Source organism: Novosphingobium sp. 18050 (genome assembly GCF_902706195.1).
GTDB lineage: Bacteria > Pseudomonadota > Alphaproteobacteria > Sphingomonadales > Sphingomonadaceae > Novosphingobium.
This window is the reverse complement of the sequence record NZ_CACSJO010000019.1, coordinates 56,447-70,954: the sequence shown is the minus strand read 5'-3', so window position 1 is coordinate 70,954 and position 14,508 is coordinate 56,447. Positions and strand designations below refer to the sequence as shown.

Below are 14,508 nucleotides of genomic sequence, written 5' to 3'. Positions count from 1 at the left end.
TTCTCCGTTCCTAGCCTTGGTATATTGCGGCTATCCCCACCCCGTTGCCTGCGAATTTCAGCGTGTCTCAGCCTCCCTGACGCGATGCAACAATCGCGCGGCAGCCTGCCCTGCGCACCGGGCAGGCGGGACGGGCAGGCGGGATCGGCACGGGGCTCCTACGGGGCGGCAAGGGTATTGAAAGGGCGGGCCGGGTCAGCAACGCCCGATCAGGTCGGAGAAGCCGTTCTTTGGCCCGAGGCGCTATCCCTTGGGCACCGCGGGCGCCTGCTCGATGTCTTCGCCCTGCCCGCGCATGGTCGGCAGCCGCACCGTGAACGTGCTGCCCTTGCCCTGCCCCTCACTGGCGACCGAGATGCTGCCGCCGTGCAGCAAGACCAGTCGCCGCACCAGCGCAAGGCCGATGCCAAGGCCGCCCTGCGCGCGGGCACGGTGGTTTTCGACCTGTGTGAATATCTCGAAGATGCGCGCCTGCATGTCCGCCGGAATACCCACGCCATTGTCCGAGACGCGGATTTCGACCCAGTTCTCGTCCGCTGCCGCGAACAGGCCGATGTCCCCGCCTGCGGGCGTGTACTTGGCGGCATTGTTCAGCAGGTTGGCCACGACCTGCGCCAGCCGGGTATAATCGACCTCCAGCCATACGGCGCTGCTCGGCATATCGACGTTGAGCCGGTGCCCGGCGGCGTCGATATTGTGCCGGCTGGCCTCGATGGCCGAAAGCAGGACATCCTTCAGTTCGATCCGCCCGGTCTTGAGGGAAATCTTGCCCTCGCTGATCCGCGACACGTCGAGCAGGTCCTCGACCAGCCGGGCGAGGTGGAACAGCATCCGTTCCATCTGACCGCGGATCATCTCTGCCTGTTCGGGCGCGCGCTGACGGTTCAGCAGGTCCAGCCCGCTCATCAGGGCGGCCACTGGATTGCGCAGTTCGTGGGCCAGGACGGCAAGGAACTGGTCCTTGGCGCGGTCCGCGTCACGCAGCGCAACCGCCGAAGCCGCCAGTTCGTCGCACTGGGTCGCGATCTGGCGGCGCTGGCAATAGAGGTCGAAGAAGACGTCCGCCTTGCTGCGCAGGACGTGCGGCTCGATCGGCTTGGCGATGAAGTCCACCGCCCCCGCCTCGTAGCCCCGAAAACGCCTCTGACGGTCAGAGCTGCCGGCCGTCACGAAGATGATCGGGACGTGGCGCGTGCGTTCGGACCCACGCATGATTTCCGCCAGCTCGAAGCCATCCATGCCCGGCATCTGTACGTCCAGCAGGGCCAGTGCCACATCGTTCTGCAGCAGCAGTTCCAGCGCTTCCTCGCCCGACTGCGCCTTGAGCAGAACGAGGTCGTCGCGCTGCAACAGGCCTTCCAGCGCGAGCAGGTTGGCGGGCAGGTCGTCTACCAGCAGCACGGGAACAGGTGCGTTCATCGACATCACCGCGTCCCCGCCGCAAGCAGGGCCGCGACGATCCCGTCGAGCGACATCCTGCGCGCCGCGCGGCACGCTTTCAGCGCAGCCTCAGGCATCGCGCGCGCATAAGCACTCGCCGGATCCTGCACGAGCGTCATCCCTCCCGCCTGTGCCACGGCGGCGAGACCCTGCGCCCCGTCCTCGTTGGCTCCCGTCAGCACCACACCGACGAGACCCGGACCATAGGCGTCCGCAGCGCTTTCGAACAGGACATCGATGGAGGGCCGCGAGAAGAGCACCTGTTCATCGCGCGAGAGCGAAATCGTCCCGCCCGGCTCGACCAGCATATGATAATCGGGCGGTGCGAACGTCACCGTTCCGGGCAGGATCGGCTCCTTGTCCTCCCCTTCGCCCACCGGCAGGCGGCACTTGGCCGCGAACAGCATCGTCAACTCGCTGCGCCGCCCCGGAGGAACATGGACGACGATCAGCACCGGCAGCGCATAGTCTTCCGGTAGTGCGGGCAGGATGTGCAGCAGCGCCTGGATCGCCCCGGCAGAGGCGCCGATGACCACCGCATCCGGCGTCCTGCGCGCGCTCACCCCCGGTTCGCTCAAGCCTTGCGCCTCTGGTAAATCTTCTCCTCGCGCACGAATTCGGAGAAGGCGTCGACATGCTCGGAAAAACGCAGGGTCTCCTTCGAGCCGAGGCCCAGGAAGCCGCCCCGCCCCAGCGAATCGCGGAACAGGCCCACAGCACGGTCCTGAAGCTGGCGATCAAAGTAGATCATCACGTTGCGGCAGGATATCAGCTGCATCTCGGAAAAGACCGCATCGGTGACCAGACTGTGGTCTGAAAACAGCACCCGTTCGCGCAGCGACTTGTCGAACACCGCGCCCCCGTAGCCGGTGCTGTAGTAATCCGAAAGCGATGCCCGACCGCCCGAGAGGCGGTAGTTTTCAGTAAAAGCCTTCATCCGGTCCAGCGGGTAGATGCCGCGCGAGGCGGCCTCCAGCGCGTCCTGATTGATGTCGGTGGCATAGAAAAGCGTGCGCTCCTCCAGCCCTTCTTCGCGGAACAGGATGGCAAGGGAGTGGAGTTCCTCGCCCGCACTGCAGCCCGCGATCCACACCTTGAGCGAAGGATAAGTCTTGAGGTGCGGCACCACTTTCTCGCGGATCGCCTTGAAGTACGAGGGATCGCGGAAGAAATCGCTGACCTGCACGGTCAGGAAGCGCAGCACCCTTGCGGCGGCGGCGGGATCGTGGAGCAACTTGTCCTGAAGCGCGGAGTAAGTCGCCACGCCCTGACGCTCGCGCGCCTGGCGCAGCCGGCGCTTGATCGAAGCCTGCGCGTAATTGCGGAAGTCGTAGTGATAACGCCGGTAGAGCGCCTCCAGCAGGAGGCGGATCTCGATGTCCTCGATCTTCTCGTCTTCCATGGTGCCCGCAGCCTTAGCGCGGCATCCAGACGCGGACCAGCGAGAGCAGCTTGTCCACGTCCAGAGGCTTGGCCATGTAGTCGTTCGCACCGGATTCGATGCAGCGTTCCTGATCGTCGGGCATGGCCTTGGCGGTCAGTGCGATGACCGGCAGCTTGGTCCAGCGCGGGTCCTTTCGAATCGCGCGCGTGGCGGTCAGCCCGTCCATCACCGGCATCATCACATCCATCAGCACAAGGTCGATCCGCCGGGCATCGTCGTCCGATGCGCTTTCGAGCGCGTCGAGCGCTTCCTGCCCGTTGCGCGCGATTTCCACCACGGCACCCTGCGGCTCGAGGATGTTGGTCAGCGAGAAGACGTTGCGCACATCGTCCTCCACCACGAGGATGCGGCGCCCTTCGAGAATGGCGTCGCGGTTGCGCGCGGCGCGGATCATCGTCTGCTGTTCGGGCGGCAGTTCGGTGACGACCTGGTGCAGGAACAGCGAAACCTCGTCGAGCAGGCGCTCGGGCGAACGCGCGCCCTTGATGATGATCGAATCCGAATAGCGGCGCAGGCGCTGCTCGTCCTCGGTGGTCAGGTCGTGGCCGGTGTAGACGATCACCGGCGGGAACGAATAGGCGTTCTCCTTGGAGAGCGTCTCCAGCAGCGAGAAGCCGCTGGCATCGGGCAGGTTGAGGTCCAGCACCATGCAGTCGAACGTCTGTGTCTTGAGGGCCTCCAGGCACTCGGCGGCCGTGGCGACGCCGACCGTCTCCACCTCACCCGTAGCGAGCAGCCTGCCCACCGCATCGCGCTGCACGTCATCGTCCTCGACGATGAGCACGCGGCGCGCATCCGAAGCCAGCTTGGCGGCCAGTGCATCGAGCACGTCGGCCAGTTCCTCGCGCTTCACCGGCTTGATGAGATAGCCGATCGCGCCGAGCGACAGCGCGGTCTGCGTATGGTCGCTGCCCGAGACGACATGGACCGGGATATGCCGCGTCTCGACGTCGCGCTTGAGGCGGTCGAGCAGGGCAAGGCCGGACTGGTCGGGCAGGCCCACGTCCAGCACCACGGCGTGGGGCTTGAAGGTGCGGGCAAGATGCAGCGCTTCCTCAGCGGTGCCGGTAACCAGGCACTGGAAACCCATCTCGCGCGAAATGTCGCGCACGATGCCCGCGAAAGAAGCGTCGTCCTCCACCACCAGCAGCACGCGCTGGGTGGAGGTGAGCGCGTCGCGGTCGTCCTCTACCTGCCGTTGCAACGGTACGGGACGCGGTTTGGCGGCCGGGGCAGCCATCCGTGCAGTCTGGCTTGCCGCTGCCGGTTCCACAGGTTCCACACGCGCCGCCACCTCGCCGGGATCATAGGCGACCGGCAGCGACAGGGCAAAGCGGCTGCCCTGCCCGGCCACGCTGGTGAGCGAGATCGAACCACCAAGCAGGCGCGCCAGCTCACGCGAGATCGACAGGCCAAGGCCGGTGCCGCCGTACTTGCGGCTGACGGTTCCGTCGGCCTGGCGAAACGCCTCGAAGATCGCCTGCTGCTGTTCTTCGGGAATGCCGATGCCGGTATCGGTGACGGAAATCAGGATGCGGTCGTCCCCGTCCGGCCCCACTTCCAGCCGCACGCTGCCCGTCTCGGTGAACTTGAACGCATTCGACAGAAGGTTCTTGAGGATCTGCTCGATACGCTGGCGATCGGTCTCGATCGTGCTTGCCGAGCCAGGCGCGATCGCGATCTCGAAGGCCAGCTTGCGGTTCGTGGCAATGGGCTGGAAAACCTGCCGAAGATCGCCCGCAAGACGTTCGACCAACACCGATTCCGGCCTGATCTGAAGATGCCCTGCCTCGATCTTCGACAGGTCGAGGATGTCGTTGATGAGCGCCAGCAGATCGTTGCCGGCGGATTCGATCGTGCGTGCGTACTGGACCTGCTCGCCGGTCAGGTTCTCGCCCCGGTTGTCGCCCAGCAGCTTGGAGAGGATCAGCAGCGAATTGAGCGGCGTGCGCAGTTCGTGGCTCATGTTGGCGAGGAAGTCGGACTTGTAGCGGCTCGCCTGTTCCAGCTCGCGCGCCTTCAGTTCGACGACGGAGTTGGAGCGCGCGAGGTCGTCTCGCTGGGCTTCCAGCAACTGCGCCTGTTCCTCAAGCTGCGAATTGGTCTGCTCCAGCTCGACCTGCTGCTGTTCGAGGTTCGCGGCCGATTCCTTGAGCGCACGGCCCTGCTCCTCCAGCTCCTCGTTGGAGACGCGCAGTTCCTCGCTCTGGACCTGCAGTTCCTCTGCATGGTGCTGCAACTGCGCGCGGTAGCGGGCCGAACGCAGGGCCACGCCCACCGCGCCGGAAATCTCGGACAGGAATGCCAGGATCTGTCCGTCCACCGGCTGCAGGAAGCCCAGCTCGATCACGCCCTGTACCGCCTTGTCGGCAAAGACCGGCGCGATCAGCAGGTGGCGCGGCTTGTCGCTGCCGAAGGTGGAGCCAATGGTCAGGTAGCCGTCGGGAATATCGGCCAGCAGCACCGGCTCGCCGTCCGCCGCGACCTGCCCCAGCAGGCCCTGCCGCAGCGAAAAACGCTCCACCAGCTGCGCGTCGACCGGCACGCCGTAGGATGCGACGCGGCGATAATGCCCGCCCTCGGCCGCGAAGAGCGCCCCGGCCTGCGCGCCTGTGAACCGCACGAGGAAGGCCAATACGCTATCACCCAGCTGCTCGCTGTTCTGATCACCCAGCATGACCGCGCCAAGATCGACCTGCCCGGCCTGAAGCCACTGCTGGCGATCCGCGGTAACTGCGGCGCGGCGAATCAGCAGGCCGATCGCCAGCGTCAGCACGATCCCCAGCGCGCAGGACAACACGCCGCTGATCCAGGCGGAGCGATAGGCCTGCGCCATCTCGGCCTGCTGCTGGAGGCGCCACCGCGCTTCTTCCACGTGCATGACTTCGAGCTGCGCGCGCACTTCGTCCATCTCGATCTTGCCGCGATCGGTTTCGACGACGGCCAGTGCGGCGCCGATGCCGACCTTCTTGCGCAGGTCGACGGTTTCCTTCAGCTCCGCCAGCTTGCCGTCGATATGGCGGCGCAGCGGTTGCAGCCGGGCCTGCTGCTCGGAATTCTCACGCGTCAGGGCGGCGATGGCGGCGAAGCGCTCGTCGACGTCGGCCACAGCGCGGCTATAGGGAACAAGGTAGCTGTCCTTGCCGGTGAGCAGGTAGCCGCGCTGGCCGGTCTCGGCGTCCTGCAAGGAGGACAACAGCGCGTTCACCGCCACGATCACCTCGTGCGAATGGGCGATCTTCTGCGCATCGTCGCGCAGTACGCGCACATTGAAATAAGCGACCGTCCCGCTGACGAGGAAGAACAGCAGCGCCACTACAAGGCCGAATGCGGAGCGGGGATCGAAGCCGCGTTTCGAAGGGGAACCAACGCGATGGGACGTAACTTGCATTTACCTGCCAGAATGGGGTCACCGGAAGCTGAGGCTTGCGGGGATTCCGAGGCAAGATCAAGGTAATCCGATCATGCCCGCGCCGGACCAGAGCCTTGTGCCCGCCTTATCGCCGCTGCCGCCGGGGTCTAAGGGCGTCCCGCATTGCGAAGCTGGAACTGATGCGCGTCACCCCCGGCAGGCGCGAGAGGACTTCGCCGTGGATTGCCTCGTAAGCGGCCACATTTTCAGTGCGCAGCCGCAGCCAGTAATCGACGTCGCCGGTCATCAGGAAGCATTCACGAACTTCGGGGCATTGACGCACCGCATGTTCGAAGCGCGAAAGATAGTCCTCGGTCTGCCGGTCGAGCGTGACCTGGACCAGAATGTCCACGCCGCGCTCATCGTCCTCGTGGGGGCCGGTAATGACAGTGTAACCCCGGATCACGCCGCGATCCTCGAGGATCTTGATCCGGCGCAGACAGGCCGAGGGCGACAGGCCAACTTCCTGCGCGATCTCGGAATTCGGACGGCGCCCGTCCACGCGCAGCAGGCGAAGGATGGCACGATCGATGTTGTCGGGCGTCCATGACATGGTATTGCGCACGCCTCGCATAAAGTTGCAGAACTGCGCTTCTTATAGCGGATCATGCTGCTGTCTGGCAGAAAATTCGGTGAAATATGCGATATGATGATACGTCCGGCCAGCGCCGGCAAAACAACGCGGGGGCTTTCGTGACGGCCGGTGCAGTCCTGACCATCGATTTCGAGGCTCTGGCAGCGAACTATCGCTTGCTCTGCCGGCAGGTCGCGCCCGCGCAGGTCGCCGGCGTGGTCAAGGCAGACGGCTATGGCCTGGGCGCCGCGAAGGTCGCCCACACACTGATCGACGCAGGCTGCCGCCACCTCTTCGTTGCGCTGCTGGGCGAGGCGCAGGCCCTGAAACCCGATCTGCTCGGCGACATTCCGCTCTACGTCCTCAACGGCCTGATGCCCGGCGCCGAAGCCCAGTGCCTGGCGATCGGCGCGATCCCGGTGCTCAATTCGCTCGACCAGATAGAACGCTGGGCGGCGCTGGCGGCAGCGCAAGGGCGCGTGCTGCCCGGTGTGCTGCAGGTCGATACCGGCATGTCGCGCATGGGTCTGCCGGCGGATGAGATCGACGCGCTGCTGGCCGCGCCTGCCCTTCTTGAGAACATCGACCTGCGCCTCATCATGAGCCACCTGGCTTGCGCCGACGAACCTGCCGACGCCGCCAACGCCGCGCAGGCCAGCCGCTTCGAGGCGATCACCGCGCGGTTCCCGCATGTACCCCGCGCGCTCGACAACAGCGGCGGCGCGTTCCTTGCCCGCGGTCATTTCGACATCGTGCGGGCCGGCATCGCGATGTACGGCGGCGCGCCCTCCGACGGGCCGAACCCGATGCGGGCCGTCGTCGCTCTCGAAGCGCGCGTTGCCCAGCTGCGGACGATCCCGGCAGGCACCGGCGTCGGTTACGGGCTGACCCACCACGTCACCCGCGAAAGCCGCATCGCCACGATCCCGGTGGGCTATGCCGATGGCTGGCCGCGCTGCCTGGGCAACCGGGGGAGCGGCTTCATCGCGGGCATCCGAGTGCCGGTGGTCGGCCGGGTGTCGATGGACAGCATCACCCTGGACGTGACCGACGTTCCCGCCGAACACCTGTACCCCGGCGCCGCGGTGGAACTGATCGGCCCGCACCAGACCCTCGACACGGTAGCTGCGGACGCGGGCACCATCTCCTACGAAATCCTCACCCAGCTCAGCCGCCGGTACGAACGGGTTCATCTGCCCGCCCTCGCCCCCGCGCACGACACCATGCACGACCGGAGCAGCGCACCATGAAGATCGCGATTCTCGGCAGCGGCGTCATCGGCGTGACCTCGGCGTGGTATCTGGCGCAGGCGGGGCACGAGGTCGTCGTCGTCGACCGTCAGAGCGGCCCGGCGCTGGAAACCAGCTTTGCCAATGCGGGTGAGATCTCGCCCGGATACGCCTCCCCCTGGGCCGCGCCGGGCATTCCTATGAAGGCCGTGCGCTGGCTGATGATGCGCCACGCCCCGCTGATCCTGCGCCCCCATGCGGATATGGCGATGATGCGCTGGCTGGCGGCGATGCTGGGCAACTGCAATGCCCGCGACTATGCCATCAACAAGAGCCGCATGGTGCGCCTCGCCGAATTCAGCCGCGACCGTCTGATCGAGCTGCGCGGGGCTACCGGCATCCGCTATGACGAGCGTAGCCAGGGCACGCTCCAGCTGTTCCGCGAGCAGAAGCAGCTCGACGGCGTGGGCAAGGATATCGCCGTGCTCAAGGCCGACGGCGTGCCGTTCGAGGTTCTCGACCCCACCGGATGCGTGGCCGCCGAACCCGGCCTCGCCAATAGCGAGGTGCCGCTCGCGGGCGGTCTGCGCCTGCCGCACGACGAAACCGGCGACTGCTTCAAGTTCACCAATGCCCTTGCACAAATGGCGGCAACGCAGGGCGTGCGCTTCCTGAACGACACTGCGATCACCCGGCTTGCGGCCGAGGGCGGGCGGATTACCCATGTCGAGACGGATGCGGGCAACCTTGTCGCCGATGCCTATCTGGTGGCGATGGGCAGCTATTCGCCGCAGCTGGTGGCGCCGCTGGGCATTCGCCTGCCGGTCTATCCGGTGAAGGGCTATTCGATCACCGTGCCCATCGTGGACGAGGCGCGCGCGCCCGTCTCCACCCTGCTGGACGAAAGCTACAAGGTGGCGATCACCCGGCTGGGAGACCGTATTCGCGTTGGCGGCATGGCCGAAATTTCCGGCTTCACCAAGGACTTGCCGCCTGCCCGCCGGGCAACGCTGGAGCATTCGGCCGGCTCGCTGTTCCCCGGCGCGGGCGACATGGCGGCCGCATCGTTCTGGTGCGGACTGCGCCCGATGACGCCGGACAGCACGCCGGTGATCGGGGCCACCAAGGTCCCCAACCTCTTTCTCAACACCGGCCACGGCACGCTGGGCTGGACGATGGCCTGCGGATCGGCTCACGTCATCGCCGATATCATCGCCGGGCGCCCCCCCGCGATCGAGACGGCGGACCTGGCGATCAGCCGCTACCGGAACGCCGCCTAAACGCACCTAGCCGGACACGGCGACCACGCAAGAGGACCGACAATGACCATCACCCGCATCGACCAGGGCGCCCGCATGAGCGAGGCAGTGATCCACGGCGACACCATCTACCTCGCCGGTCAGGTGGGCGAGGAAGGCGCCAGCGTCACCGAGCAGACGAAGACCACCCTCGCCGAAATCGAGGCCCTGCTGGAGAAGACCGGCAGCAGCAAGGACCACCTGCTGATGGCCACGATCTGGCTGGCCGACATCGCCGACTTCGAGGAAATGAACGCCGTGTGGGATGCCTGGATCGCCGGCCACCCCGCCCCGGCCCGCGCCACCAGCGAAGGCAAGCTGGCCGCGCCCGGCTACAAGGTCGAAATCATCGTCACCGCCGCCAGGGCCTGATGCGAAAGCGCGCGCGGGGCCTGCCCGGCCGCGCGCGCCTTTCCCGAAGCGCTGACATTGACATTTATAACCATATAGGTTATATGCTGCGGCGTGACGGGTCGGGGGTGGGTAGCTGACACTCCATGCTCCCGAAGCGGTCGGCGTCCGGTGCGGACCGGACAAGCCGCAATTCATGGATGCGTGGATGAACTTGAGGGTGTGCCCTCAGGGAAGAGGGCAAGAGTGCGAACCCGCCCCCTCACCCCCATGCACCGCAGGGTCGAGCTGGAAGTCACACGAGGTCACGCCCCTTACCAGCCGTTCGCGATCAAAAGGCAGGGTCCAGCACTAGTCGCCTGATGCTGGCGACCAAACCCAGCGCCGGCCGCAGCCCGTCCGCTGAATTTCCCTGGCGTCATCCCGCGCTCGCCAGCGGGCGATGGCACGCGGCGAAATTCCTCGTTTCGTATGCCTTGAAAATAATGATACGTTATCACATATCTTAAATGCAGTTTCCCAATCGAAAGACCAATATGACCGTTCAGACCCCCGGCGCCCGCGTGGAAGGCATTCTCGACGGGTTTGCGGTCTGCGCCTCGTTCGCGTGCATGGTGCACTGCCTTGCCCTGCCGCTGGTGCTGGCGGCGCTGCCCGCAGTGGCGGACCGGATCGGCGTGGGTGAAGGCTTCCACGCGGCCGTCCTCCTGATCGCCCTGCCGACAAGCGCGCTGGCGCTGATCGGGGGCTGGCGCCGTCACCGGGCCTTCGGTCCGCTGGTGGTCGGAATTGCCGGATTGCTGCTGATGGGCTTCGGGCTGGTCTTTGCCGAATGGTATGCGATAGAAACCGGGCTGACGGTCGCCGGCAGCCTGTGCCTTGCGGCAGCCCACATCGCCAACTGGCGCCGCCGCAGCGCGGTGCGCTGCGGCGGTTGAACCGGCTCCTCTAGAAGTCCAGCTTGGCGGTCAGGCGAATATCGCGGCCGGAAAGCGGGGCGTAGTCCTTGAGGAACGAGGCCGCGCGGCGGGCCACCACATCAAAGATGTTGTTCGCCGAAAGCGCAAAGCTGATCGGCCGCTCGGTGCCCCAGGGACGCACGTTCACCTCGGCGTTGACCATGGTGTAACCGTCGGTCGGGGTCTCGAAGTCGGAGATCCGCTTCTGGTCGGTGACATGCTCCACTTCGCCGCGCAGGTCGAACTTCGGCGCCTGGAAGCTGAGGCCGCCCAGCACGCGCAGAGGCGGAATGCGCGGCGCCGGGCCGACGCTGACGATGTTGGCATGGACATAATCGCCCAGCGCATCGGCGACGATCTTCGAATCCCCGAACCGCGCCAGGGTCAGCGTGCCCTGCGCCTCGAAGCCGTAGTAGCGCGCATCGGCCTGGTACGACTGGAAGACCGGAAGGCCGTCCTCCAGCGCGCCCGTCTGCCCTTCGTAGATGAAGTTCGAGAACCACGTGTGATAGGCCGATGCCTCGAAGGTATAGTTCGTACCCTTGCCGCGCAGGATCGCCTCAACGCCCCAGGACTTTTCGAGCTTGAAGTCGGGATTGCCCACTTCGAACGCCTCGGTTCCGGCATGGGGTCCGTTGGCGAAGAGTTCTTCGCCCGAAGGTGCGCGCTCCGTGCGCGACAGGTTGAGGCCGACGCGCCAGTCATCCGACAGTGCGTAGGATGCGCCCAGCGAGCCCGAGAACGCATCGAAGGTGCGGCTGCCGTCGAAGAACTGCGACTGGTCAGCAAGCGGGTTGGCGCTGAGGTTGGTGTGCTCATAACGCGCGCCGGCTTCGAACTTGAGCGTGCCGTAATCCAGCTGCTGGAGGGTGAAGAGGCCGATCTGGCTGGTCGAATTCTTCGGCAGGAACGCCTCGTCGCCCACCACGTTGAAGTCGCGCGTGAACAGCTGCGCGCCGGTCACGCCGCGCCAGACGCCCTGCTTGGCCTGGGTGAATTCCAGGCGGCCTTCCATGCCCTTGTTGTAGAACGCCGTGCCGACCGAACCGTCTTCCTCCAGTTCGAAGTGCGAATAATCGGCATAGCCGAGCCGCATCGAGACCTTGTCGAGGAAGCCCGAGTTCACGTCGATCTCCGCGCGGGCGTCAACGCGGTCCTGCTTCAGCTTGAGGCGCGGTGCTTCCTGCTCTTCGCCCTGCTGCGTCGCATAGCGTACCGGCACACCGTATAGGCTGTCGTAATGGCCGTAGGAGATGCCGAAATTGCCGCTGTCGCCGATGTAGGCGATGCCGGCCCCGGCGGTCCATGTCTTGGCGGCGGTATTGGGCAGCTTGCCCTTGATGCCGGCATTGGCGGCGAAGTCGATCGGCTCCGCGTCGGCGGGGTCGGCAGGCTGGAGGCTGGAAGCCAGCGCCTGGGCCCGCAGCGCCGGGGTCAGCGCATGGCCGCCGATGCGCACGTCATCGCTCTTGAGGTAGCTGCCGTCGACATGGGCGACCCACTGCGAGGACAGCGGCACGTCCACCGCGCCCGAGAAGGAGCGTTCGTCGGCCGCCGAACCATAGCTTGCCAGCGCGCCGACGTGGACCGCTTCGGCCGGCACCTTGGTCGGGATACGCTTGTCGATGACGTTGACGACGCCGCCGATGGCCGACGAGCCATAGAGCAGCGACTGCGGCCCGCGCAGCACTTCGATACGCTCTGCCAGTAGCGGGTTGACGACGACCGCATGGTCCACCGAGGTGTTCGACACGTCGATGGAGCCGATGCCGTCGGTCAGGATGCGCACGCGCTCACCCTGAAGGCCGCGCAGAACCGGGCGCGAGGCGCTGGGACCGAACGAGGTGGCCGAAACGCCGGGCTGGTGCTGCAGGGTCTCGCCGATGGAGGGGCGAAGCGACTGCGTCAATTCGGTGCCCTGCACTACAGCGACGCTGGAAAGCATGTCCTGTCGGTTGGTCGGCAAAACGCCGGTGACGACGATCTCGCTGCCCTGACCGGCGTGGTAGGTATCGTCATTCTTGGAGGCGCCCCCCGTATCCGCAGCGGCGGGCGCCGCGGCGTTCGCAGTTGCATCACTTGTCTCGGCGTAGGCAGCGGCGGGGAGCAGGACGGCCGCGAGCGCGCAGCCGGAAAGCAATCGAAACCTCATGGGGAACCTCGAACGCAAGAGAATACAATATCGTTGTTGACGCAAGGGGGAGGACTTGCGCACCCCAGCTGCTACACTCTCCAATGATACGTTACAACATCGTTTCCACATTGTTGCCAAATTCGTGCTGCATCTGCGAGAACAGCCGTTACGGTTGCGCGATTTGCCATGCACTGTCATAGGCTCCGGCCGCTTGCGCTCAGAAGGAATTTCACGCCATGTCCGCCGTGCAGGCCATTGGTATCGACTTCGGCACCACCAACTCGGTAGCCGCCCTGGCGACAGCGGACGGCGAGGCCAGCCTTGTCGACTTCCGCGCCCCCGGCGGCTCCGCCTCGGTGTTCCGCACCGCGCTGTGCTTCTGGCAGGACCCCGACGTTCGCGGCGGCCTGATGTCGGGCATCGCGCATGAGGCCGGGCCCTGGGCGATCTCGGAATTCCTCGACTTTCCGCAGGGCAGCCGCTTCCTCCAGTCGTTCAAATCGGTAGCGGCCAACCCGCTGTTCGATCAGGCGACCATCTTCGAAAAGCGCCTGCGCTTCGAGGAACTGGGCCGGATATTCCTGGAACATCTGATTGCGCACGGCGGCGCGGCGCTGAAGACCCTGCCCGAACGCGTCGTCGTAGGCCGTCCGGTCCGCTACGTCGGCTCGCGCCCGGACGAAGCGCTGGCCCGCACCCGCTACGATGCGATGTTCGGGATGCTCGGGCGCGAGGTCCATTACGTCTACGAACCGCTCGGCGCCGCTTATGGCCACGCCTCGAAGCTGGAAGAGGCGGCGACCCTGCTGGTGGCCGATTTCGGCGGCGGCACCAGCGATTTCTCGATCGTGCGCGTCGATGCTCCGGGCGCGGCGCGGCGCTGCGTGCCGCTGGGCTCGGCGGGTATCGGCATCGCCGGCGACCGCTTCGACTTTCGCATCATGGACCGCCTCGTCTTGCCGATGCTGGGCAAGGGCAGCACCTATCGCTCGTTCGACAAGGTACTGGAGATTCCCGACGGCCACTTCACCGATTTCGGCGACTGGTCGCGCCTTGCCCTGATGCGCAACCGGCGCACGCTGGCGGAACTGGCGCGGTTGCAGCACAGCGCCACCGATCCCGCCACCATCGGGCGCATGATCGCCGTCGTCGAGAACGAGCTGGGCTATCCGCTTTACGAAGCGGTGGGCCGTCTCAAGCGCACCCTGTCGAGCGAGAGCCACGCCGCTTTCCGCTTCGAGAGCGACGACCTGACCATCGAGTCAGAAGTAAGCCGCGCCGAATTCGAAAGCTGGATCGCGCCGGACCTCGCGCAGATCGCAGAGACGCTCGACACCGCGCTCGCCAGCGCAGGCCTGCGCGCGGATGAGATCGACCGCGTGTTCCTGACCGGCGGCTCCTCGCTGATCCCGGCCGTGCGCGCCCTGTTCGAGCAGCGTTTCGGGGCAGACCGGATCGACAGCGGCAACGAATTGACCTCGATCGCCCACGGCCTCGCCCTGATCGGACAGGCCGACGAACTGGCCGAATGGACCGTCGCGGCCTGAGGATGAAGAGATATGCCGGCCCGGATCAGCTTTGGGACGGTGACAAGGCCCGGAATTGCTTCCCCCATGTGTCTGACGGGCGATTTTGCGCCCTCCCGGCTCGACAACGGCGGCGTAACC

General features: G+C 65.9%; 11 protein-coding genes. 5 read left to right on the top strand and 6 right to left on the bottom strand.

What is annotated here, in order from left to right; genetic code table 11:
* Window positions 1-243 precede the first annotated feature (243 nt).
* From GVL61_RS17545 to GVL61_RS17525, 5 genes are all read right to left on the bottom strand, one after another.
* Entirely contained in the window at window positions 244-1,419 is a 1,176-nt protein-coding gene (locus GVL61_RS17545) for an ATP-binding protein (RefSeq protein WP_368667130.1), read from the bottom strand.
* Window positions 1,420-1,424: 5 nt separating this feature from the next.
* Entirely contained in the window at window positions 1,425-2,018 is a 594-nt protein-coding gene (locus GVL61_RS17540; RefSeq protein ID WP_235037763.1) for a chemotaxis protein CheB, read from the bottom strand.
* The gene (locus GVL61_RS17535) at window positions 2,015-2,842 is read right to left on the bottom strand and encodes a protein-glutamate O-methyltransferase CheR (protein ID WP_159981954.1); all 828 of its coding nucleotides are present in this window, start codon (window positions 2,840-2,842) and stop codon (window positions 2,015-2,017) included. Before GVL61_RS17535 ends, GVL61_RS17540 begins: the two co-directional genes overlap by 4 nt.
* A 13-nt stretch (window positions 2,843-2,855) precedes the next feature.
* Window positions 2,856-6,275, bottom strand: coding sequence for a response regulator (locus tag GVL61_RS17530; RefSeq protein ID WP_159981953.1), 3,420 nt, complete (start codon window positions 6,273-6,275; stop codon window positions 2,856-2,858).
* Between the two features lie 106 nt (window positions 6,276-6,381).
* Complete coding sequence (locus GVL61_RS17525) at window positions 6,382-6,849, bottom strand: Lrp/AsnC family transcriptional regulator (protein ID WP_159981952.1); 468 nt, start codon at window positions 6,847-6,849, stop codon at window positions 6,382-6,384.
* A 140-nt stretch (window positions 6,850-6,989) separates the two neighbouring features.
* Here GVL61_RS17525 and alr point away from each other — a divergent pair, with 140 nt between their 5' ends.
* The 4 genes from alr to GVL61_RS17505 all read left to right on the top strand — a co-directional run bounded on the left by alr (window position 6,990) and on the right by GVL61_RS17505 (window position 10,686).
* Entirely contained in the window at window positions 6,990-8,120 is a 1,131-nt protein-coding gene (gene alr, locus GVL61_RS17520) for an alanine racemase (protein WP_159981951.1), read from the top strand.
* Window positions 8,117-9,379, top strand: coding sequence for a D-amino acid dehydrogenase (locus GVL61_RS17515; protein WP_159981950.1), 1,263 nt, complete (start codon window positions 8,117-8,119; stop codon window positions 9,377-9,379). The genes alr and GVL61_RS17515 overlap by 4 nt, the downstream gene beginning before the upstream one ends.
* Before the next feature lie 42 nt (window positions 9,380-9,421).
* Entirely contained in the window at window positions 9,422-9,769 is a 348-nt protein-coding gene (locus GVL61_RS17510; RefSeq protein ID WP_043976798.1) for a RidA family protein, read from the top strand.
* A gap of 515 nt (window positions 9,770-10,284) precedes the next feature.
* Window positions 10,285-10,686, top strand: coding sequence for a MerC domain-containing protein (locus GVL61_RS17505; protein ID WP_159981949.1), 402 nt, complete (start codon window positions 10,285-10,287; stop codon window positions 10,684-10,686).
* A 10-nt stretch (window positions 10,687-10,696) separates the two neighbouring features.
* Here the strand turns inward: GVL61_RS17505 and GVL61_RS17500 are convergent, their stop codons facing one another.
* Entirely contained in the window at window positions 10,697-12,859 is a 2,163-nt protein-coding gene (locus GVL61_RS17500) for a TonB-dependent receptor (RefSeq protein WP_159981948.1), read from the bottom strand.
* Between the two features lie 218 nt (window positions 12,860-13,077).
* Between GVL61_RS17500 and GVL61_RS17495 the strand changes: the two genes are divergently transcribed.
* On the top strand, window positions 13,078-14,388 hold the full coding sequence (locus GVL61_RS17495; protein ID WP_159981947.1) for an Hsp70 family protein: 1,311 nt from the start codon (window positions 13,078-13,080) through the stop codon (window positions 14,386-14,388).
* Window positions 14,389-14,508: the final 120 nt, after the last annotated feature.